Here is a 23,492-nt window from a genome sequence, read left to right as displayed (position 1 = left end):
CAGTTTTTGAGGTGACATGGATATATAAATAAAAAAACGGGCAGTTTTGGCTGCCCGTCTTTATCGACTAAATTCGTTATCCCAGTCTATTCATTGACATCAAAGGTGCGATCATCATCGGCTTTAAGCAGCAATTTCTTGCTGTCCTTCAGGCATGTCTTGGCATAGTCACCAAACCAGTTACCCGTCATAAAGAACTGCTTGATAAATTCGGCTTTATCACCACTTTCAACCAGCTTTAACGCACCATCAAACCTGTCCCGAAACCGCTTTAGTAACTCAATACTGTCTTTATTATTAAAAATAATATCCGCATATAGTGACGGATCCTGAGCAAACAACCTTCCCACCATCGCCAGTTCCAACCGGTAGATGGGCGAACTTAACGCAATCAGTTGCTGCAGATCCGGATCTTCGCCACGTAAATGATTGCCGTACACAAAACTGGAAAAATGGCGCATAACCTGAATAAAAGCCATGGCATGATCATGCTCCTGCGCCGAGGTTTCGTACAAGGACGCTCCCCATATTTTCATCTGCTCCAGCAACCACTGATAAGATTCGGTATGCTTACCATGACAGACCACCACCACTTGTTTAACCAGACTGGATACATCCGGGCCGAACATTGGGTGCAGCCCAACCACAGGTCCTTGATGGACATCCATCATCGCCTGATAAGGCTTTTGCTTGATACTGGTAATATCAGCCAAAATACAATCAGCTGGCAAGTTCGCCAACTGGCTGATAATTTTTTCGGTCAGTGCAATAGGTACCGCCACGATCACCAATCCGGCATCAGCCATAAGGCGGTCCGCATTGGGCCAGTCATCCTTTTCCAATATGGTGACCGGATAACCGCTGCGCTCAAACATCTGCACAAACACTTTACCTAGCGCCCCTGCTCCACCTATAACAACAACTTTGCCAATATCAGGATTAGTGCAAACATATTGTTCGTTCTGGGTCTGGTACGATTCACGCATCACCCGACGCAGGATATCTTCGACTAAATCGGGTGAAACGCCTTGTTGGATGGCCTGTTGCCGACGTTTAGCCAATAGCTCGGCCTCACGGGTTGGTACATAAATAGGCATGCCCACCTTGCTTTTGCAGATACCGACCTGGCGCGTGACTTCAGCTCTTTGTGCCAGCAGTTCAACCATTTGACTGTCCAGTCGGTCAATTTGCTGTCGTAACTGCTCAATGGACGGTGAATCATCACTCATATTTTATTAACAGACCCTATGCGATTGCTTGCAGTTTACTCATTCTTAATGGCAACACGGTAATTAATTTTTCCCGTGACGCTTTAAGTAATTTATCGGTAGCCGCCCAATCAATACAACCATCGGTAATTGACACGCCATATTCCAGTTCATGCACCGCTTTACCCTCGGTGCTCTGATTACCCGCCTTTAAGTGGCTTTCCAGCATAATACCAATTATCGACTGGTTACCTTCCAATATCTGGTTGACCACGTTTTCGGCCACCAAAGGCTGACGGCGATAATCCTTGCTGGAATTGGCATGACTGCAATCCACCACCAGACCTGCGCTCAATTTAGCGTTACGCAGTTGATCTTCACAATCGGCCACACACACTGAATCGTAATTAGGTTGTTTACCACCACGCAAAATAACATGCCCGTCAGGGTTACCACGAGTGCTGATCATCGCCACCTGACCTTGCTTGTTAATCCCCATAAAACTGTGACCGGTTGCTGCCGAGCGCAAGGCGTTAACCGCAATATCCAGACTACCGTCAGTGCCGTTTTTAAAACCGACAGGCATCGACAATCCGCTGGCCATTTCGCGATGAGTTTGAGATTCGGCGGTACGGGCACCAATTGCTACCCAGCTAAACAGTTCAGCCAGATACTGTGGACTAATGGGATCCAGCGCCTCTGTTGCCACCGGTAGTTCCAGTTCGGCCAACCAGATCAGTAATTCGCGGGCTTTACGCAAGCCGGTTTCAATATCGAAACTACCATCCAGATGAGGATCATTAATCAAGCCTTTCCAGCCGACAGTAGTACGGGGCTTTTCAAAATACACCCGCATCACAATATACAAGGTGTCTTTGGTTTCTTCATGCAGCTTTTTCAGTTTCAGTGCATATTCTTTGGCTGCGTCTATATCATGGATCGAGCATGGTCCGCTGACCACCAACAGCCGATGATCACGACGATGAATTATATCGCTGATAATTTGGCGTGACTGGTTTATTTCCTGTAAGGCGTGTTCATTAATCGGTAACTCCTGCTGCAACTGCTCAGGTGTAATCAATACCTGTTCAGCGCTGACATTACGATTATTCAAGGAATCCTTTAACATTTTGGTCTACCTGCTTATGACATAATTGGGGGATAAAAAGGATTACTTTCGCTAATAACATTCTAAAAACTTAATAGGAGGAATCCGGCTCTCTTTTTGTACACAATATTTTACAATCAATAAAATTATTAAATACATTTAAACGATTGACTTTTTAACAATTACTTAATGACACCGCAAGTCTTATTTTATAAAACTTGCTAAATATTGCATATTCTCTACTTTAGGCCGGTTTTAACTGCGCTGCCAAGTTTGTTTTTTATACAAAAATAATTCGTCCCTGTTGCGACGAAAATGTAAACGCAGTAGTCAGTAACGCACTTTTTCGATGTAACAGGATCAAAAAAGCCGGAATCAATCCGGCTTCACTAACAATAAAAATAAGTCAGTTAATAGGGAAAACCCGCAATCGGACTTGGCAAGGTATATAACCCACCACCGGCGGTCACCAGAATGGTTTTATGTTCCGCTCCGCCAAACGAGACATTCGTCGCTCTAGGCGCAATATCAATGCTGGTTAATTGCTGTCCTTCAGGCGATAACATCACCAATTTACCCGGTCCATGACTGGCAATATAAATGTTACCGGCGCAATCCACTGCCATTCCGTCCGGCTCGGGTACATGCGCAAAATCGGCACGTTCCCCCACACTACCGTCCTGATTCACGGGATAACGACTGATGGTGCCATTATTTTCACCGACATATAAAAAGGTTTGATCAGGCGACAAACTGATACCATTGGGATTACCACGTTCTCCATCAACAAGATGCACATCGCCTTGCCGATCTCGCCAGTAAACCCCTGTCATTCCGGTTTGTTTAGGTCTCGTTCCCAATTGCCAGTCAGGATCGGTGAAATACATGTCACCGCGGGCGCTAACCGCAATATCGTTGGGTGAATTAAAATGTTTGCCTTCAAAATCACTGACAACAATATCGCGTTTTTTGCTGGCGATATCATAACTGGAGACCGTTTGGCTGTCATGGGTGGTGGCGATCAAGCGCTGACCATCAATGGCAATACCGTTACTACCGCTGTTATCGATAAACACATCAAGTTGATCGGGTAATCTCAGGCGATGAATGATCGAACGGGGCCCGCTATCTTGCGGACCATCAAAATCCATTTCAGAAAAATAAAATACCTGATTTTTATCGTCCCAAACCGGCCCTTCGACAAATACATACTGATCGGTAATTTGACTCGCCTTTGTCTCTGCTGACAGCGGCGATTGCTGCGCAGTTGCGGCACAAAATGCCGGTAACTCGACAGTTGCTGCCAACTCGTTTGGCGACGATGAAGATGTTTGAGTTTGTAGGCTATCGTCATTGTCCTGGCAACCGGCTAAAACGGCAGTAACACAAAAAGCTAAAATAGAAAGTTTTTTATTCATTGGGTTCCCTGAATGATTGATAACAACAATGCGAACAATAGCTGCCTATCATAAACCATCCAACTTAGCCCTTCAGCGCCTTTTTAGGCAGTCTGGGGCAGTTTTTCTGGTACAAAAACAGCAAAAAGCCCGCAAATGCGGGCTTTTTTATAAGTTAACGTCAACACAGAAAAATTAATCTTAGTTAAGCTTCTCTTTGATACGTGCAGAACGACCTGAACGGTCACGCAAGTAATAAAGTTTAGCACGACGAACTGCACCACGACGTTTCACTTCAATAGAAGCGACTGACGGACTGTGCGTTTGGAAAACACGTTCAACACCTTCGCCGTTAGAAATTTTACGCACAGTAAAAGCGGAATGTAAGCCACGGTTACGCTTGGCAATCACTACACCTTCGTATGCCTGAAGACGCTCTTTATCGCCTTCTTTTACACGTACTTGAACTACTACTGTATCACCAGGGCCAAATGCAGGAACGTCAGTTTTAAGCTGTTCCTGTTCAATTTGCTTGATGATATCTTGACTGACTTTACTCATCATATCCTCACTTTCTGGTTAACTGTCATCTTGCTGCAGTGACTCTTGCTGAAACTCGTTCAACAATTGTTGCTGCTCCTCAGTCAGAGCCAGAGAATTTAATAATTCAGGGCGTCGTTGCCAGGTTCTGCCTAACGACTGTTTTAACCGCCACTGTCTAATTTTTTGATGATTACCACTTAATAACACCGCAGGAACCCACTGACCATTAAGGTCTTCCGGACGAGTATAGTGCGGACAATCCAGCAGGCCATCATTAAATGAGTCCTGCTCGGCGGACTGTTCATGTCCCAGTACCCCCGGAACAAATCGCGCTACTGCATCCATCAGGATCATGGCCGGAAGCTCACCGCCGCTGAGTACATAATCGCCAATCGACCATTCTTCGTCGACCTCGGCTTGTATGACTCGTTCGTCAATGCCTTCATAGCGTCCGGCGACTAAAATCAGATTGTCATTTTCAGACAACTGTTTAACACCTTGCTGATCAAGTTTTTTTCCCTGTGGTGACAGGTAAATCACCTTTGCTTTGCTTCCCGCCGCCTTTTTGGCCGCGTGAATTGCGTCTGTTAATGGCTGAACCATCATCAGCATGCCGGGTCCTCCACCGTAGGGCCGATCATCGACAGTACGGTGCTTGTCGTGGGTAAAGTCTCTTGGATTAAAAAACTCAACCTTTAACAATTCATTCTTGACGGCTCTGCCGGTTACACCCTGCTCAGTAAACGCCTGAAACATTTCAGGAAATAAACTGACCAAACCAAACCAACGCGTTGACGCCATCAGAACGATGGATCCCAATCCACCTGTATGGTTTTCGCCTCACGATCCACCGATTTAACAACTTGAGATTGTAAATAGGGGATCATTCTTTCTTTTTGACCAAAAGCATCATTGTGATTCGCCTGCACTAACAGTACATCGTTAGAGCCGGTTTCAAACAACTCCTTCACGTTACCCAGGTTATAACCTTGTTCGGTTATTACCTGCATACCAATCAGGTCACGCCAATAAAATTCATCTTCGGCCAGTTCAGGTAGTTGCTCGGCTTTAATCGAAATAGGCAGGTTTTTTAACAAATCCACCTGATCGCGATTATCGATCCCTACTATCTTGGCCACGACGCCTTTATTTTGCTTACGCCATTGTTCAACCTGATAAGTTTTAACCTGTCCACCCTGTTCTACAAACCACGGTGAGTAATCAAAAATACCAGTTAAATCATCGGTATAGGATGTGATTCTAACCCAGCCCTGCACACCATGTGGCGCACCAAACTGACCTACAACCAGAGTATCAGACGCGTTACTCACTCCTACACCTCTTTGCTGTTATTAAGCAGCAGCTTTTGCATCTTTAACCAAACGCTTCACACGGTCGGAAAGGCCTGCGCCATTTCCAACCCAGTGTTCTACGCGATCAAGATCAAGACGTAGTCTTTCTTCCTGACCTTGAGCAGTTGGGTTAAAGAAACCGATTTTCTCGATAAAACGACCATCGCGTGCACGACGGCTGTCTGCAACTACTACTTGATAAAATGGAGCCTTTTTGGCGCCACCACGCTGTAAACGAATAGTAACCATTGTTATGCCTCTAAACTCGTTGTGGGTATTTCGCTCCGATGAGCCTTCGAATTCCGAAGAACTCTCTGAAGAACAAAATCACCCGTAGCGCTAACGTTAACTTATACCTTCGACCGAGATCGAAGGCCGCAGTATTCTACTGATTATCGGGGGTTTTGCAAGGTAAAAAGCGGGATTATTCGCTGCTTGGCAGCATATTTTTGCCCATTCTGGGCAGAGCAAAGAAAAAACGTTTATTTTGTTGGCTGCGCCAAGCGTTTTAAGGGACTTTGCCATAAGCTGAACCGTTCGCCCTGAGCGCGAGGAACGAGTAGTCGAAGGACAACAACTTGATCTTTTTATTGGCTTCGTCAACGTTTTCAAACATGACATTCCGGTAGTCTTTTAAACCGGAATCCAGAAAAAATGCCAGCCACACCAAAAGCTTTAAAAATATTTTTATTGGCTTCGCCAACTGTCATCCCTGACATTTGTAACTCGCATCCCTGCGAGCTAGGCACTTTTCAAGGACGCAAAGTACCCAAAAGTCCTCTCGCTCCACTAACTTTCTGATTCCGCCTGAGAAGTTGGCTTGAATGTCGAAATGGCCGGATGTAACATCCATGTAAGAAACCGGCCTTGTCCGAACGTCCTGTTCGGCCATTCGACAAGCCCTCTTCCCAACCGGGAAAGTTATAGTCGCTAATACATCGACCTGTTAAGCAGTCAAAAAACATAGACACAATGACTCCCAGTGAGCCTGCGACCGGTTTTGGTTTTAACCCGCGACTCTAACTTTTAGCAGATCAATCATCAGGCTCTCGAATGGCACAAAATCTCCTGGAGAGATTTTGAACAGCTTTAGCTGATTCGTAGAACGAAACACATGGATGTGTGAAGTAAAACAGGGACTTTTTGCAAAGGCGCGTGCTTTGAAGGAACTCTACCTCGCGCCGGTTTGAGAATTAGCCTGTTGATTTATCTGCGTTAAAAAAGTTAGCAGAGCGAAAGGACCTTTACTACAGGCGTCCTGCCTTGCGTCCAAGGACCGCACTGAAGTGCGTTCAAAATTGTTCCAGACAATTTTGTCGCCTATTTGGGTCCTGCCAAATAGGCTCGCGTCCCCGGAATGGGGCGTGAAAAAAGCATGAATGCCGTTGGCGCAGCCAAAAAACAATAAAGCCAACAGGACGTTGGCTTTATTAATCAGAATAAACAGGTTAATTATCTGGGAGGAAACATCCCACCTGGGCCGCCCATTCCGCCACCGCCTGGTGGCATCATGCCCTTCATCCCTTTCATGCGCTGCATCATTTTACCCATGCCGCCACCGGTCATTTTTTTCATCATCTTCTGCATTTGGGTAAATTGTTTCAACAGGCGGTTTACATCCTGGATCTGGGTGCCGGAGCCTGCTGCAATACGACGTTTGCGCGAGCCTTTAATAATATCCGGCCGTTGTCTTTCACCCGGCGTCATGGAGTTGATAATCGCTTCCATCTGGTTAAAGGATTTATCGTTGGCCTTTTCCTTGATTTGCGCGGACATATTGCCCATGCCGGGCAGCTTGTCCATCATCGACATCATGCCGCCCATATTGCGCATCTGTTCCAGTTGCTCTTTAAAATCCTGCAGGTCAAATCCTTTGCCCTTCTGGATTTTTTTGGCCATTTTCTGCGCTTTGTCTTTATCGACTTTACGTTCCACTTCTTCGATAAGACTGAGGACATCTCCCATACCCAAAATTCGGCTGGCAATACGCTCCGGATGGAAGGGTTCCAGGGCGTCAACTTTCTCGCCCATACCGATAAATTTAATTGGTTTGCCAGTAATCTGGCGTACCGACAAAGCGGCACCGCCACGCGCATCGCCATCAGCTTTGGTCAGGATCACGCCGGTCAATGGTAAGGCTTCGTTAAAAGCATTAGCGGTGTTGGCCGCATCCTGACCTGTCATGGCATCTACTACAAACAGGGTTTCCACCGGGTTAACCGCTTTATGCAGCGCCTGAATTTCGGCCATCATATCCTGATCAACATGCAATCGACCGGCAGTATCCACCAACAACACATCGAAGAATTGCTTTTTGGCATGGGCTATCGCCGCTTCCACTATGGCAACCGGTTTTTGGCTCAGGTCTGAGGGAAAAAATTCTACGTCGACTTCATTGGCCAAAGTTTCCAGCTGTTTAATCGCGGCCGGACGATAAACGTCGGCGCTGACTACCATGACTTTTTTCTTTTCACGTTCTTTTAGCAAGCGCGCCAGTTTACCCACACTGGTGGTTTTACCCGCGCCTTGCAAACCTGCCATTAAAACGACTGCCGGCGGTTGGGCCGCCAGATTGAGTGATTCGTTGGCAGAGCCCATCACCGCTTCCAGTTCGGACTGGACGATTTTTATAAACACCTGACCAGGGCTCAGCGCTTTGGTGACTTCTGCACCCACGGCTCTTTCTTTAACCTTGGCGATAAATTCACGCACCACGGGCAAGGCCACATCGGCTTCCAGCAACGCCATACGGACTTCACGCAAGGTATCTTTAATATTGTCTTCGCTAAGACGACCCCGTCCGCTAATATTTTTTAGGGTTTTACCCAGACGATCGGAAAGATTCTCAAACATATGATTCTATTACCTGCAAATAATTATCAGCGATTATACCCAATCTTGACCTATATAAGAACCAGCTAACCCGTTATCAATAATGTTTGTTCGCATTTATCACAAATACGAATAAGTTCGTATTGCAATACTTGCGTTATTGATAGGCGGCAGGTTATAAACACAATGCAATTTAACTTATGGATTTGTTTGGATGTTCTGGCTTAATCTTTTGGTAATACTGATGTACGTGTCTGCGGCGACGTCCATTTCTTCCCGCCTGTTTCACCAGAAAGGGCCACAACATAAGCTGGCTGCTGTTTTTGCCGTAATAGCCCTGACTGCGCATCTGTATTTACTCAATACCACCATTCTGACCGAACCCGGTCAGGATATGAGCATGACCAATGTGGCTTCCCTTATCGCGTGGCTGATCAGTCTGAGTATGACACTGGCGTCTTTCTCATTGTCCAGCGCACTGCTGCTGCCAATGGTATATGGATTCAGCGCACTGGTCGTATTGCTGCAATGGACACTCCCTGTTCATCACATTATGTTTTTACAGATGCAACCGGCTCTGGTTAGCCACGTAACAATTGCCTTATTGGCTTACGGCTGTCTGACCATCGCGTTTTTGTATGCACTGCAATTAAGCTACATTAATTATCGTTTGAAACATCGACAGGCATCCTTGCTGCATTCCTCTTTACCTCCTTTGATGCGAGTCGAATCGGTTTTATTCAAGCTATTATTGATCGGGACGATATTACTGACACTGTCATTGCTGAGCGGCTTTTTCTTTCTGGATAATATGCTGGCCAAAAATCAGGCGCATAAAACTGTTCTGTCCTGTATTGCCTGGCTGGTTTATGTCACAGTATTAATTGGTCATCATCGCTATGGCTGGCGAGGAAAGCGGGTTGTCGCTTCTACCATCGCCGGGGCTATATTGCTCACCTTGGCCTATTTTGGCAGTCGTTTTGTCAAAGAAGTGATTTTGGGTCGGTTTTAGCTATAATGGCGTTTCGAGTTATAATCGCCTTCTGGCTGTTTAAAGATCAGAAACGCTTATAAATTAATTACATAGGACTTTTTAGTTGGACGAAATATCCACCAGCGGCCTGTTAATCATTCTGGCCATTCTCATTTTCATTTCTGCTTTTTTCTCAAGTTCTGAAACTGGAATGATGACGATAAACCGTTATCGCCTTAAGCATTTGGTTAAACAACATCATGCTGGCGCCAAACGCGTCAACGAATTACTCAGACGGCCAGATCGGCTAATCGGTTTGATCCTGATTGGCAATAATTTGGTTAATATCGCCGCTTCCGCTATTGCCACTATTATCGGTATGCGTTTGTACGGTGATACCGGCATCGTGATTGCCACTTTTGCATTAACCCTGATCATTCTGGTGTTTGCCGAGGTCACACCCAAAACCTTGGCGGCGCTGTATCCGGAAAAAATTTCCTTTCCCAGTTCGATTATTTTATTACCGCTGTTATTTGTGTTGTATCCGCTGGTATATGTGGTTAACGGTATTACTAACGGTATTTTGGCGCTGTTTCGCATCAGCCCCAGAGATGGCGACGGACATAATTTAAGTAAAGAAGAACTACGTACCGTAGTACATGAAGCCGGGGTAATGATCCCCAAACAGCACCAGGAAATGCTCAAGAGTATCTTTGAACTGGAAAAAGTCACCGCCGAAGACATTATGGTGCCGCGCAATGAAATTGTGTCGATTGATATTAATAGTGACTGGAAGGATATCCAGAAACAATTGACCCATTCCCAGCATACCCGAGTATTACTGTATCGCGACAGCATCGACGATGCTGTCGGTTTTGTGCATGTGCGTGATGCATTACGCCTGTTATCCAAAGATCAGTTTAGCAAGGCAACCTTGTTACGCGCGGTACGCGAAATCTACTTTACCCCTGAAGCCACGCCATTGAACACCCTGATGGTTAAATTCCAGAATGCCAAGGAACGTATTGGTCTGGTGGTAGATGAATACGGTGATATCCAGGGGTTAGTCACGTTGGAAGATATACTGGAAGAAATAGTTGGGGATTTTACCACCAATATGCAGGCTTCCCATAGCAAGGATGTGCATATCCAGCAGGACGGTAGTATTTTACTCGATGGCTCGGCCAATATTCGCGATTTAAACAAAGAAATGGGTTGGGAACTCCCCACCGAGGGTCCAAAAACCTTGAATGGACTGATTATTGAGTTTTTGGAAGAAATTCCACAAACCAACATCAGCTTCAGGTTGGCAGGTTATCCGATTGAAATTATTGAGATGACCGACAATATGGTAAAAACCGTGCGCATTATGCCGGAATACTACGTTAAGCCGTCACAAGACGAGTTTTAATCATTGGCAGACACTGAATAATTAATGGGGTCTGCCCATTTTCTTAGCCTGAATAACCGACTTCAGTTTTTCGACACTTTCATTCAGTTTGGCCAGACGATCAAAAATATCCTGCAACTCATCATCATGAGTTAACTCTGACTGTGCTACATGGTTTTCCAGCACTTCTTGCAAGTAGGCTGGCAGGCTTTTACTCGACATATCCTCTCCTTCACGAAAAGGTTATCGGACTCTGTCAGCAAAATATGAAAGTTTTTTAAGCTAACGACGGCACGTGATAGCAAAACTTCAATTCACCAATATGGGTGTCCTTATCGTATTCGATATGAATAATAGAAGCGGTGGCAAATAAAGGTCCATGCTGACCGGTAAAAGTATCCACCAAATAACAGACCAATGGCATATGGCTTACCAACAAAACAGATTGCGTTCCGGGATCATTAAGTAATATACCGTCAAGCAAGTCTTGTACATTAGCCGGGGTGGCATCGGGCACCAGCTCTTCAGTGGTTAACTGGCGGGCAGATGGCAAACTCTGGTGGACTTTAGCAAAGGTCTGCTGGGTTCGTTTGTAGGGGCTGACCAATGCAAGACTGATATTGTGATCATATTGCTGTAACCACTGTCCTGCAGTGAGTGCTTCTTGTTGGCCCTTGGCGGTTAATGCTCTCAGGCTATCCTTACCTGAAGATTGCTCTGCGTCACCATGACGCATAATATATAAATTCATTTTGGCTCTATTGAAATACCACAAGACTCATTTTTTTAAACAAAATGTCGATAAAAATCCGCAACCTATAAAATTGCGTTATGCTTGCATTGTCACACGTTTAACTGCCAGGTACCAGATTGATAAAAAGCTTATATGATCACCGCAATTATCGTTATTTTATACTTGAAAACGGTATAAAGGTACTATTAGTCAGTGATCAGCAATGTAAAAAGAGTGCCGCAGCCATAAATGTTGAATGTGGCCACTTTAATGATCCGGACAATTGCGAGGGTTTAGCCCATTTGCTGGAGCATATGTTGTTCCTCGGTTGTGCCGATTTTCCCGACAGTAATCATCTTAGTGACTTTTTATCCCTGCACGCCGGTCAGGTCAATGCCTGGACAGGCACCGAGTACTCCAGTTTCTATTTTGATGTGCACCCTGAGCATTTTTCGACAGCTTTACAACATTTTTCATCCATGTTGTGCAAGCCACTATTCGATCCACTGCGGGTTCGTAATGAAATAGAATCGATTGACGCCGAATTCAAAATGAAACGCAATGACGATCTGCGTCGTCTTTATCAGGTACATAAAGAAACCTGTAATCCGCAACATCCTTTTAGCCGCTTTTCGGTCGGTAACAAACAAACTTTGACGCAATTAGCGCATGAGGAGTTGGTGAATGCATTATCCTCGCTGCATCAGCAACATTATGGCGGTGAAAAGCTGACACTTTGCCTGATTGCGCCGGACTCTCTGGATGATATACAAGCGCTGGCACAACAGTATTTCGACCGATTTGCCGCGCTTAAACAGGTTAAGCAGGATTTACCTGCATTATATCGTGACACTGACTTGGCCACGTTCATTCAAATTAAACCGGTTAAGACGGCACGCCGGCTAATTTTGACTTTCGCGCTGGACAATGTGCCAGAAGATTTTACCTGCAAGCCAGTGACGATAATCAGTTATTTGCTTGGCGACGAAGGTGAAGGCAGTTTGCTTTGGTTTCTGAAGGAAAAAAACTGGGCGACTAACCTTTCTGCCGGAGGCGGTATTCAGGGCAGTAATTTTAAAGATTTCAATATCAATCTGCAGTTAACCACAGAGGGAATTAGTCAGCTCGACGCTATCGTCAATGTCATTTTTTATCAGATAGAAAAAATCAGGCAACAGGGATTACCCGAGTGGCGGTTTGCTGAAAATCGCCAACTGAATCAGTTGACACTGGATTTTCACGAGCCAACCAAGTCGATTAATTATGCCACTCACTTGGCCTCACAATTACATCATTATCAACAACAGCATGTCTTGACCGGCGATATCCTGCTGCACGAATACAATCCGCAACGTTTTCAACAGGTATTAAGCCGGTTGACCCCTCACAATATGCGCCTAAAGTTAATCCATCCAGATGCTGTTACCAATAAAATAGCCAAGTGGTATAACACTCCTTATCAAGTAGACAGGATCCCGACAGAATGGCTAAGCGCCTGGTCCTCTCCTGATACACAACCCAAGTTGCAATTACCTAAACAAAACCCCTATGTGACAAATGATACGTCATTGCTGCCGATTGACAGTGACTTTACCTTGCCCAAACATTTGATTGACAGCAAGGCGATGCATTTCTGGTTCGCGCAGGACGAACTGTTCAAACTACCCAAGGGCGATATTTATCTGTCTTTTGACTGTCCATTTTCACAAGGTGGTATTGGTAACAACACACTAAAACGTCTCTGGGTGGCAACCCTGCAGGAGCAACTCAACGAAAGTTTCTATCAGTCCGAGCTGGCGGGTCTAAATTTCCATTTATATCCACATCAGGGCGGGTTCACCCTGCACACCAGCGGATTTGCCGAGAAGCAATTATTGCTGGCTAACAGCTTAGTTAGAAAAATATTTAATCATAAGTTGGGTGCCCAGCGCTTTAACCAGATTAAACAAAAGCAGTTACAGGCCGCCCAAAACAGTTTGTTGAATAAGCCGGTCAATCGGCTGTTCAATAAATTGTCGGTACTACTGCAACGTAATGCCTATTCGCCGGCGGATACGGTTCCCATTATTCAACAATCGACTCTGCAGCAAGTCGAGCTGATCAGGGAACAGTTGCTCAGTTGCTACCATATCCAGTCTTTTATGCATGGCAACTGGAGCTATTCTCAAGCACAACAATATGGAGATTTTTTGCAGGACAAATTGCTCGGCAGCGTTAACACATGCGAAGAAGTAAGCCGGCATATCGTCGATTTGCGCGAGTTACCCTGCTCCGTTCTGAAAATCGACAATTTCGAGGAAGAATCGGCTGTTGTGGTGTATTTCCAGTCCCCGTCAGAATCGGTAGCCGATACCGCAATGACGATTCTGGCCGAACAGATCTGGGCCGGACCTTTTTTCAACCAGCTACGCACCGAGCAACAATTGGGCTATATGGTGGGAACCGGCTATTTCCCGATTAACCAGCATCCCGGCATGGCGTTTTACATCCAGTCTCCCGATACAGAAGTCAATACGCTGGTAACCGCCATCCATGATTTTATCCAGCGCTCGGTTGAAACACTATCAGACTACCCTGCCCAGCGCTGGGAACATCAAAAAAAATCGGTGGCCAAGCAACTGGTTGAAAAAGATCAGAATCTGGCGATGAAAAGTCAGCGATTGTGGCTCGCTATTGCCAACAAAGATTGGCAATTTGAGCAACAACAAAAACTGGCAGAATATATTCTGGCGTTATCATTAGAAAACATGCAGCAATTTTGTCAAAATTTATTACAACGAAATAATTTTGGCGAACTCATCCTTTATTGTCCCGGCCAGAAAGAACAACTGCTATCTGTGCATGGCGAGCCCATTTCATCGATTAGTGAGTTCAAAAAACAGGCATACTACATCCCCTGAATCAATAATTTAGCCAATTTGCTATCTTAACGGTCATTTTGACTTTTTAATCCTGTCATTTTACGGTAGATTGGTGCTGCTAATAGGGCATTGCTGCTGGTTTCCCCTGTAATTACAGGTGTTGTAGCGACAAGGTCAAAAATAATAATACGACAACCCAGATTGTCGAAAGGTGTTAAGTGCGCTTTAATAATTTAATCAGACAGTATGCAACATCATGTTTGCTAGCGCTTAGCGCTTTGCTTATGCAAAGCCATGCAGTCGCTAATATTTCTGATATTCAATTCGAAAGTTTCTCTACCAGCGACGGTCTGGCACAAAACATTATCAGTGATATTGTCGAAGACCAGCAGGGTTTCTTATGGTTAGCCACAGAAGGCGGTCTGAGTCGTTTTGACGGCTATGAATTCAAATCCTACCTATCCAATTCAACCAGTCCCAACGGCATTCCTGACAAACTGGTTTTACGTCTGCATATAGACACTCGCGGGGTACTCTGGGTTATCACCAATAGTGGTTTGTATCGCTACAACTCGGAAACAGACAATTTTAACGCCTATACCAAAACCAACAGCAAACTCAACGCGGGTAGTAACACGACTGCGGGGGATGCGATTAATGGTGATTTGCTGATTGCCGACCCCAATGGATTGTTCCGCTATAACACCACCAGTAAACAATTTGATAAGGTTGATTACCAGGGCGTGGATTTACCACAAGAAATCAACGTACTTTTACCTGACTCTGACAAAACCTGGTTTGGCAGTGACGGCCATGGCATTTACCTGTTGGACAACACCAGCAATACCCTTTACTCGCTGGCAGCAGGAGACAATCCCTGGAATATCCATATCAACGCCAGCTATCTGTATGATTTAAAAAAAATTGATGGCCAATATTGGCTAGCGACAGAATCCGGCGTGCAAGTTCTGGATGAAAAAGGCACATTAGTTAATCATTACAATATCAACTCCAAACCGGCACTGGTCTACGACAAGGTACGTACCATTGCTACAGATTATCAGGGAGAGATCTGGTTAGGCACCGAAAACGGCCTGACTATTATAAATAACGACAATCAGACCAGCTTTTCTATTACCAATGAGTTGCAGGAACTGGTTTCCCTTAAAAACAGTCATATTCTGAAAATATTCCGCGATTCTAATCGTTCAGTCTGGGTCAGTACTTTCGGCGGCGGGTTGCACAAATTTAATCCCCGCTCGGCCGCAGTAAGGCATTACCGCTCTCTCAAGGATATCGATATTTCCTTGTCTAACGATATGGTGTGGGCGTTTGCAGAATCAAGCCAAGGTCAGATATGGGTTGCAACCCAGGCTGGCGGGATTAATTTATTTGACCCACAAACCGGCACTTTCACGTCCCTGCTGAGCGATTTCTCGGCCAATATATGGGATATTGCCGTCGACCCTGCTGATCATATCTGGTTGGCCACCGATAAGGGCATTTGGGTCTATGAATATGCCCAAAACAAACTGCAGTTTATCAAACACTTGTTGCCTGGCGCGCTGGTTGCCAATATTCAGCTATTCAAAGACAAGGTTTGGCTGGGTAGCGCAGGCGGCGCCATTACCAGTATTGATACCGCTAACTTCCAGTCAACCAGTTACCCAATTAATGACGACAGTATCAAGGCGGTATCACCGTTGTTACTGGATAGCAAAGACAAGTTATGGCTTAACTCGGATACCGGTCTTTTCCAGCTAGATATTGATACCGGCAGCATCAACCGGATCATTCTGCAAATGGATAACCCGCAGTTTGGCGCGATTGTAGAAGGTGACAAGTATTTCTGGATGTCATCAACCAGCAATGAAGTCATCAAACTGAATAAACAGACTTATAAACAGGAAAAAGAAACCGCACTTAATTCGTTAATCAACAATGATATAGTGATGTCAATGCAACGACATGATGATTCGATTTGGTTTACCACCAGAAATACTGTTTCGCGCTTATCCCTGGCTAACGGCAAGGTCGATTATCATGTACCGCAGAATATGCTGGAGAAAAATGATATTAACGAAGGCGCATTGCTAGTTACCTCGACAGGATTAGTGCTGGCTGGTGGTACCAAAGGTATTTGGGCCATTTCGCCGGATCTGGAAGTTAACACTAAACCCACGGTGGCTCCTCCTCCACTATTTACCAGTTTTTTACTGTTCAATCAGACTGCCTCCTACAACGATCTGAAAAGCCGCAGCAAGGCGCCTATTTTCAAAACCAGTCTGCTTAGCCTGAAAAATTCCGATTCGCCGTTCTCACTCAAGTTTGCCCAGGTGAATGCGGTTAACCCAGATGTACTCGAATATCGTTATCAAATGCTTGGCCTTTCCGAGCAATGGCTCAGCGCGGATAACCGCATACGTCAGGCGACCTTTACCAATCTTGATTTCGGCTCCTACCGGCTTCGGGTGCAATCCAGGGAGCCGGACGGGCCCTGGTCCGAAGCACGCGAGCTGGAAATCGTGATTGACGCGCCAATCTGGCTGAATCGTTATGCCTTGGTGGCGTACGGTGTCTTTGTATTTCTGGTATTTATTTACTGGCTTCGCCAATACCATATCAAACGCACCGCACAGACTCGCCTGCGCGAAAGCGAAGAAAGGCTGAAAATGACCTTGTGGAGCAGCGGTGACGAATTATGGGACTGGGATATAGGTAAAAACCAGATAGTCCGCTCCAATACCTGGGGAACACTGGATTTTCCGATGGATAATCAGCGATGCCTGATAAAAACCCAAAGTAATATCCATAAAAATGATATTGGACGGGTACAAAAGGCCCTAAAAGCCCATCTGCGTAAGCATACCGAATACTATGAAGTCACCTACAGGGCAAAAGATATTCACGGCAAGTGGCTGTGGTTACTGGATCGAGGCAAAGTCGTTGCCTGGAATGACTTACAACCATTGCGCATGGCCGGAACCCTTAAAAATATAAATCATCTCAAGCAGGCAGAAGAACAGCTGCACTTGTTCAAGCGTTCTATTGAAACGATTTCTGACGGAGTATTTATTACCGACAAGGATTTCCACTTTATCTCCGTCAACCAGGCCTATTGCAATATTACCGGTGAAACCAAAGCCCAGGCACTAGCCAGCGCCCTGACCTTCCATCAATATCCTGACGCCTTTACCACTCAAATCAAGCAGTCTTTGCTGCATAAACATAACTGGTTAGGCGAAGTTGAATCGGTACGTGCCAACGGTGAGAAATACGAAATCGAACTAAATATTGATGCGATATACGATGAAGATAACCATATATCCCATTTCGTTGGGGTATTTTCCGATATTACCGCGCGTAAACATACCGAAAAAGAACTGCTCAAACTGGCTAATTCGGATACCTTGACCGAGTTGCCTAACCGTTCGTTTTTCCAGGCCACATTGAAGAATCTGGTGCGTAAGAACATCGATCATGTGCTGATCTGTCTGGACATGGACAACTTCAAGAAAATCAATGACTCACTTGGTCATCAAACCGGTGACAAGTTGATTAAGCACATCGCAGTTCGTCTGCAGCAACTTGTCGGGGTCAATGAAACCTGTTATCGCCTCGGTGGAGATGAGTTTAGTGTGCTGATCGAAAACGAAACCGATATGCACAAGATCACCCGTCTGGCCCAAAATATTCTCAGCGAGATGTCCCGACCTTTTACCCTGAATCGTCAGGAATTTGTGCTCGGTTGCAGTATCGGTATCGCTTTTTACCCCAATGATGGAGAAACGCCGCAAGAGTTATTAAAAAACTCCGATACCGCGATGTATTTCGCCAAAAATGCCGGAGGGAACAAATACCAGTTCTTTAGCGGTGAAATGAACCAGAATGCAGTGCGTCAATTACAGATTGAAACACTGATCCGCCATGGTTTGAAAGAAGACCTGTTTTCAGTATTCTATCAACCCAAGGTGGATGTCGCGTCCGGCGAATTAACCAGCATGGAAGCCCTGGTCAGATTTGAACACCCGGAAAAAGGCGTGATCAGCCCCAACCAGTTTATTCCGCTGGCAGAAGACACCGGTCAAATTATCGAAATCGGCGAACGGGTCATGCTCAAAGCCTGTGCTGATACCAAATACTGGGTGGATCACGGTATGTTTTCCGGCCGGGTCGCGATCAATCTTTCAGCCCGACAATTCGAGCTGCCGGATCTGGACGAACGTATTGCCGCCATATTAAAGAAAACCGGCCTGTCTGCAAGACATCTGGAGCTGGAAATCACCGAAGGTACCTTGATGCAGAATCCGGAGCAAGCCTTGCTGCTAATGCAGCGCTTGCGCGAGATGGGTATTCATCTGGCGCTGGATGATTTTGGCACCGGCTATTCATCCCTCGCCTATCTGAAGAAGTTTCCGTTGAATACGCTGAAGATAGATAAAGCTTTTATCGATGATATTGTCACTAGCGAGATTGATCGGCATATGACCTCTGCCATTATCACCATTGCCCACAACCTTGGGCTTACTGTCGTTGCTGAAGGTGTCGAAGATGAAAAACAGCTGGCGATTTTGCGTCGCTATCAATGTGAAATGATCCAGGGCTTCTTGTACAGCAAGCCGCTTAACAAAGAGCGTTTTAGTAAGTTGCTGTCCGAAAGCCATAAAATGAAAAAACTGATTAAGCACCAGATTTAAACGCTTCTGCCCAGACCCGCCTGATCTTTAACTGGCTGGCAGAGCAAGTTACAAGTTAAACCATCCCATCATAATTCCGCCACAATGCCAGTCCGCCCTCGCTAGTGCGGCTTGACCTAATGTTTATTCTTCTGACTCAGCATTCCCGGCCGGCAATACCCATCCTTAACTGACCATGGCGCTGCCGTCAAAAACACCTCAAAATAACGTTTTTATTTTAAATTTCAATAACTTAACAAGTTGGCACGATCTAAGCAGATATAAGCTTGAATATTGCATAGCGTCAATATTCGGACATAACACATCAAATAATAATTGAGGAAACAAAAAATGTTAAAAGCTTATGCAATCGCCTTGGTGCTTAGCACTTCACCTGTCGCAGATAAAGCAAATGATGGCGCTAAAGAGCAGCAAAAAGAAGTCGCTCCAGTGTCTCAGGCGCTTAAGCCAGGGGGCATGATCCGCCGTGCACTTAAGCCAGGTGGCATGATCCGTCGTTAATTACTGATGGGATTGGTTGTCAGATGAGATTTAGACAACAAGCATTACAAAAAAGAGAGGTAACTCTCTTTTTTTATGCGCGTAAGAAAATAGAATTAAAACCTGTCGCTTTGCGCACTGCCATGCGTTTCTTGGCAGTAAAAATAGGTAATAACATGGGACCTGCAATCAAACCGGCAAGTGCCCATCTTTTGGCACTCAAGCCGTATTTAAAGGCCTGAACATAATAAAATAACGAACTCAATAATACTGCAATCAGTATTAACAACATCAGTATACAACTCTTACTACAACGGGATAGTGATCTTACTTTGCTCGTCTGAGCTAGCCAAATCTGGCAGATAAAAAAATACCGGGCAACGGCCCGGTATCTGTGCGAATAAATTGACTAGTTGTTAATAAAACGTAAGTTTTTCAGCCGCCATCTTTTGTAGAACCGCAGCAGGCGAAAATTTGTCGCCGACCAATTTTTGATAATGCGCCAATCTGGCCACCACATGATCAATTCCCAGACTGTCCATGTAACGGAATGGCCCACCGAGAAATGGCGGGAAACCTATACCGAATATGGCACCGATATCACCGTCACGGGCACTGCGAATTACGCCTTCATCCAGACACATCGCCGCTTCATTCAGCATCAGTAATACCGTACGCTCAGCGATCTGATCGTGACCCAGGTTCTGACTAGGACTTATTTCGAGTAACTCATAAACTGACGGATCGACTTCTTTACCCGGCTTCTTGCCCTTGTAGTCATACAGTCCTTTCTGGTTTTTCTTGCCTTTACGGCCATCCGTCAATAATTTGTCGAATGCATCCGGCGCGGTAAATCGCTCGCCCAGTTCAGCCACCAGGATCGGACTGATCTTGGAGCCAACATCGATACCTACTTCATCCAGCAACTTCATCGGCCCGACCGGAAAGCCGAAGTTTAACAACGCCTTGTCGATATGCTCAATCGGCTCACCAGCCAGTAAAATGCACGCCGCTTCATTCATATAGGGTGCCAGGATACGGTTAACATAAAAACCGGCACCATCTTTAACCACAATCGGCGTCTTACCTTGCTTACGCGCAAATGCCACTGTAGTAGAGATGGTTTGATCCGAGGTTTTTTCGTGTGCAATCACCTCGGCGAGGGGCATTTTATCAACCGGTGAAAAGTAATGTAGTCCGATAACCAAGTCAGGCCTTGCCGCTTGACTGGCAATCTGACCGATAGGGATAGATGAAGTATTGGTGGCAAAAATCGTCTCCTGACGGCAATGTTGTTCCACCTCTGCAACCATCTGCTGTTTAAGTTTCAGGTCTTCAAAAACAGCTTCAACGACAATATCGGTATTGGCAAACCCCTGATAATCAGTGCTTCCTGTCAGTAGGGAAAGCTGCTTTTGCATCTCGGTGCGGGACATAATTCTGCGCTTCACCCGCTTGTTAAGAATGTCGTAGCTGTATTTCATTGCATGTGCAATTCCATCGGCGCGGATATCTTTAATCCGCACCGGGATTTTGGCCTTACCTGTGACAAAAGCGATGCCGCCGCCCATCAAGCCACCGCCTAACACTGCGGCTTTTTTTACACTTTTGGGCTCAACACCTTCAACACCGGTTTCTTTTTTCATCTCGGTGGTGGCAAAGAAAATATTGCGTAACTGTTTCGATTCAGGCGTCATCACCAGTTCGCCAAAATACCGGGCTTCCAGCGCATATCCCTTGGCTGAACTTGTCGAGCCAGCCTCAATCACATCAATAATCCGTTCTGGCGCCGGATAATTGCCACGGGTTTTAGCAAGCGTCTGTTTGCGCGCCTGGCTAAACAGGATGTTGCGGCCAACAGGTGTCTTTTCCAGCAACTTGCTGACCAGATTCAATTTGGGTTGACGGGAAGAAGGTTTAGATTTTCCAGCATAGATAATGGCTACGTCGAGCAGTACTGAAAGAGGCACCATATCATCCACCAGCCCGGCTTTTTTAGCTTGCTTGGGGCGTAGCTGCTTGCCGGTCAGCATCATTTGCATCGCGGACTGGATACCGATTAAGCGAGGTAGACGCTGGGTGCCGCCGCTGCCCGGCAACAATCCCAACTGCACTTCCGGCAAACCCAATACTGTGCTGTTACTGTCGCTACATATTCGGTAGTGACAACATAAAGCCAATTCCAGACCTCCCCCCAGAGCCGGACCATGGATCGCAGCCACAAAAGGAATACGCATATTTTCAATGCGCTGCATCACTGCCTGACCATTGCTTGACAATATTTGCGCATCCGACGCCGAAGTACAGGCATCCAACATGCCAATATCCGCTCCTGCCACAAAAGAATTCGGCTTGCCACTGGCAAGAACGACTCCCTTAATTTTTTTGTCAGCCTCGATTTGATCCAGTATCAAACTGATTTGATCACCAAATTCTGCTTTGAGGGTGTTCATCGATTCACCCGGCACATCCATAGTGATAATGGCAACGCCGTCTTCGCGAACTTGTAAATCAAATGCGCTGTTATTTTCATTCGTCATCGTTATCACTCCTTATTCGGTTTCCACAATCATAGCCGCACCCAGACCACCTGCCGCACAGGCCGTCAATAGTCCGCTGCCACCGCCCCGACGATTCAATTCATTCAGCATCTGCGTGATCATACGAGTGCCGGTTGCAGCAAAAGGATGGCCATAGGCAATCGAGCTGCCCATCACATTGAACTTAGTCATATCGATTTCACCGGTTGCCTTACTGCGCCCCAGTTTTTCCTGGGCAAACTTGTCACTGGCAAACATTTTTATATTCGCCAGAGTCTGCGCCGCAAAGGCCTCATGCATTTCTATCAGGGTCAAATCAGACAATTGCATTCCGGCGCGTTCCAGTGCAATAGGAGTTGCATAGGACGGTCCCATCAGCATATCTTCCCAAACATCAATAGCGGCAAACGCATAGCTGCGTAAATAGCCCAAAGGCTTATAACCCAGTTCTTTGGCACGGCTTTCAGTCATCATCAGTACCGCCGAAGCACCATCAGTTAACGGAGTCGCATTGGCTGCCGTGACTGTGCCATATTTTTTATCAAATACCGGACGCAATTTGGCATAACTTTCCAGTTTGGAATCAAAGCGTACATTATTGTCTTTTTCCAGCGCGCCTTTATAGGGTTCGGAATAGGCTGTCATCACTTCACCGGCCAGTTTGCCTTCATTCCAGCTTGCTGCAGCATTGGTATGTGAACGATGCGCCAGTGCATCCTGATCCTGACGACTGATTTGATGGGTTTTAGCCATCTGTTCGGCTGTCTGCCCCATCGATAGTCCGGTGGAATATTCGGCGACCGCAGGAGGAACCGGTAACAAATCTTTCAGCCCCAGTTTTTTTAGCACAGACCACTTTTGCCCCAACGTTTTGGTTTTTTGTAAATCCACCAGTGCTCTGGCCAATTTTTTGGATACACCAATTGGGGACACAGATGTGGAATCCGCGCCACCTGCGACACCAACATGAATATTGCCCGCCATCATGGTTTCGGCAATGTTGACCGTTGCCTGAAAACTGGTGGCACAGGCACGCGAAACGCTATAGGCGTCGGTATGCACGTTCATACCGGTACCCAGCACAATTTCCCGCGCAATATTGGGGGCTTCCGGCATTTGTACTACTTGCCCGTACACCAGTTGTTCAACCAGATCGACGTCCAGATTGTGACGGACCAACAGTTCATTGACGACCATTTTGCCCAAATCAACAGCGGGAACACCATGAAAATGGGTGGCCATTTTGGCAAACGGAGTACGCAACCCGGCGACGATAGCGATACGGTCGCCATTGCGGGTGGTCAAATTTTGGGTAGTCGTTTTTTGCGAACGGGGCATAGTATTTCCTATAGTGGTCTGACCTGTAATAGTCGGAATT

At 45.9% G+C, this 23,492-nt stretch carries 19 protein-coding genes; 5 read left to right on the top strand and 14 right to left on the bottom strand.

Features of this window, described 5'->3' with window-relative positions; all coding sequences use genetic code 11:
* Nucleotides 1-86: 86 nt before the first annotated feature.
* The 9 genes from tyrA to ffh form a co-directional block, all read right to left on the bottom strand.
* Nucleotides 87-1,229: a bifunctional chorismate mutase/prephenate dehydrogenase gene (gene tyrA, locus V1467_RS07850; protein ID WP_416308239.1), complete on the bottom strand. Its 1,143-nt coding sequence runs from the start codon at nucleotides 1,227-1,229 to the stop codon at nucleotides 87-89.
* A gap of 16 nt (nucleotides 1,230-1,245) precedes the next feature.
* On the bottom strand, nucleotides 1,246-2,337 hold the full coding sequence (locus V1467_RS07845) for a 3-deoxy-7-phosphoheptulonate synthase (RefSeq protein WP_416308238.1): 1,092 nt from the start codon (nucleotides 2,335-2,337) through the stop codon (nucleotides 1,246-1,248).
* 389 nt (nucleotides 2,338-2,726) lie between these two features.
* The gene (locus V1467_RS07840; protein ID WP_416308237.1) at nucleotides 2,727-3,734 is read right to left on the bottom strand and encodes an SMP-30/gluconolactonase/LRE family protein; all 1,008 of its coding nucleotides are present in this window, start codon (nucleotides 3,732-3,734) and stop codon (nucleotides 2,727-2,729) included.
* 180 nt (nucleotides 3,735-3,914) lie between these two features.
* Complete coding sequence (gene rplS / locus V1467_RS07835) at nucleotides 3,915-4,274, bottom strand: 50S ribosomal protein L19 (protein ID WP_416308667.1); 360 nt, start codon at nucleotides 4,272-4,274, stop codon at nucleotides 3,915-3,917.
* Between the two features lie 18 nt (nucleotides 4,275-4,292).
* Complete coding sequence (trmD, locus tag V1467_RS07830; protein WP_416308236.1) at nucleotides 4,293-5,057, bottom strand: tRNA (guanosine(37)-N1)-methyltransferase TrmD; 765 nt, start codon at nucleotides 5,055-5,057, stop codon at nucleotides 4,293-4,295.
* Nucleotides 5,057-5,587: a ribosome maturation factor RimM gene (gene rimM, locus V1467_RS07825; RefSeq protein WP_416308235.1), complete on the bottom strand. Its 531-nt coding sequence runs from the start codon at nucleotides 5,585-5,587 to the stop codon at nucleotides 5,057-5,059. The genes trmD and rimM overlap by 1 nt, the downstream gene beginning before the upstream one ends.
* A 21-nt stretch (nucleotides 5,588-5,608) precedes the next feature.
* On the bottom strand, nucleotides 5,609-5,857 hold the full coding sequence (gene rpsP, locus V1467_RS07820) for a 30S ribosomal protein S16 (protein WP_416308234.1): 249 nt from the start codon (nucleotides 5,855-5,857) through the stop codon (nucleotides 5,609-5,611).
* A 259-nt stretch (nucleotides 5,858-6,116) separates the two neighbouring features.
* Nucleotides 6,117-6,311 (bottom strand): hypothetical protein, encoded by a 195-nt coding sequence (locus tag V1467_RS07815; RefSeq protein ID WP_416308233.1) that lies wholly within the window; start codon nucleotides 6,309-6,311, stop codon nucleotides 6,117-6,119.
* Nucleotides 6,312-7,060: 749 nt separating this feature from the next.
* Nucleotides 7,061-8,461: a signal recognition particle protein gene (gene ffh, locus V1467_RS07810; RefSeq protein ID WP_416308232.1), complete on the bottom strand. Its 1,401-nt coding sequence runs from the start codon at nucleotides 8,459-8,461 to the stop codon at nucleotides 7,061-7,063.
* 193 nt (nucleotides 8,462-8,654) lie between these two features.
* On the opposite strand from ffh, the gene V1467_RS07805 reads away from it, so the two are divergent.
* Together V1467_RS07805 and V1467_RS07800 are read left to right on the top strand one after the other, a co-directional pair.
* The gene (locus tag V1467_RS07805; RefSeq protein WP_416308231.1) at nucleotides 8,655-9,452 is read left to right on the top strand and encodes a cytochrome C assembly family protein; all 798 of its coding nucleotides are present in this window, start codon (nucleotides 8,655-8,657) and stop codon (nucleotides 9,450-9,452) included.
* Nucleotides 9,453-9,537: 85 nt separating this feature from the next.
* The gene (locus tag V1467_RS07800; RefSeq protein ID WP_416308230.1) at nucleotides 9,538-10,824 is read left to right on the top strand and encodes an HlyC/CorC family transporter; all 1,287 of its coding nucleotides are present in this window, start codon (nucleotides 9,538-9,540) and stop codon (nucleotides 10,822-10,824) included.
* A 21-nt stretch (nucleotides 10,825-10,845) separates the two neighbouring features.
* Here V1467_RS07800 and V1467_RS07795 read toward each other — a convergent pair whose 3' ends face one another.
* Together V1467_RS07795 and sixA are read right to left on the bottom strand one after the other, a co-directional pair.
* The gene (locus V1467_RS07795; RefSeq protein WP_416308229.1) at nucleotides 10,846-11,025 is read right to left on the bottom strand and encodes a hypothetical protein; all 180 of its coding nucleotides are present in this window, start codon (nucleotides 11,023-11,025) and stop codon (nucleotides 10,846-10,848) included.
* 55 nt (nucleotides 11,026-11,080) lie between these two features.
* Nucleotides 11,081-11,554: a phosphohistidine phosphatase SixA gene (gene sixA / locus V1467_RS07790; RefSeq protein ID WP_416308228.1), complete on the bottom strand. Its 474-nt coding sequence runs from the start codon at nucleotides 11,552-11,554 to the stop codon at nucleotides 11,081-11,083.
* A gap of 119 nt (nucleotides 11,555-11,673) precedes the next feature.
* On the opposite strand from sixA, the gene V1467_RS07785 reads away from it, so the two are divergent.
* From V1467_RS07785 to V1467_RS07775, 3 genes are all read left to right on the top strand, one after another.
* Complete coding sequence (locus V1467_RS07785; protein ID WP_416308227.1) at nucleotides 11,674-14,436, top strand: insulinase family protein; 2,763 nt, start codon at nucleotides 11,674-11,676, stop codon at nucleotides 14,434-14,436.
* Between the two features lie 245 nt (nucleotides 14,437-14,681).
* A complete protein-coding gene (locus V1467_RS07780; RefSeq protein ID WP_416308226.1) occupies nucleotides 14,682-19,094 on the top strand; it encodes an EAL domain-containing protein in 4,413 nt (1,470 codons plus the stop codon).
* A 330-nt stretch (nucleotides 19,095-19,424) separates the two neighbouring features.
* A complete protein-coding gene (locus V1467_RS07775) occupies nucleotides 19,425-19,595 on the top strand; it encodes a hypothetical protein (protein WP_416308225.1) in 171 nt (56 codons plus the stop codon).
* 73 nt (nucleotides 19,596-19,668) lie between these two features.
* On the opposite strand, the gene V1467_RS07770 is transcribed toward V1467_RS07775, so the two are convergent.
* From V1467_RS07770 to fadI, 3 genes are all read right to left on the bottom strand, one after another.
* A complete protein-coding gene (locus V1467_RS07770) occupies nucleotides 19,669-19,866 on the bottom strand; it encodes a hypothetical protein (RefSeq protein WP_416308224.1) in 198 nt (65 codons plus the stop codon).
* A gap of 124 nt (nucleotides 19,867-19,990) precedes the next feature.
* The gene (gene fadJ / locus V1467_RS07765; RefSeq protein ID WP_416308223.1) at nucleotides 19,991-22,114 is read right to left on the bottom strand and encodes a fatty acid oxidation complex subunit alpha FadJ; all 2,124 of its coding nucleotides are present in this window, start codon (nucleotides 22,112-22,114) and stop codon (nucleotides 19,991-19,993) included.
* A 12-nt stretch (nucleotides 22,115-22,126) separates the two neighbouring features.
* The gene (gene fadI, locus V1467_RS07760; protein WP_416308222.1) at nucleotides 22,127-23,452 is read right to left on the bottom strand and encodes an acetyl-CoA C-acyltransferase FadI; all 1,326 of its coding nucleotides are present in this window, start codon (nucleotides 23,450-23,452) and stop codon (nucleotides 22,127-22,129) included.
* Nucleotides 23,453-23,492 lie beyond the last annotated feature (40 nt).

Source organism: Neptunicella plasticusilytica (assembly GCF_047922965.1).
Classification (GTDB): domain Bacteria; phylum Pseudomonadota; class Gammaproteobacteria; order Enterobacterales; family Alteromonadaceae; genus Neptunicella; species Neptunicella plasticusilytica.
The sequence above is the reverse complement of the archived record's forward strand: the minus strand, read 5'-3'. Positions and strand labels throughout refer to the sequence as shown.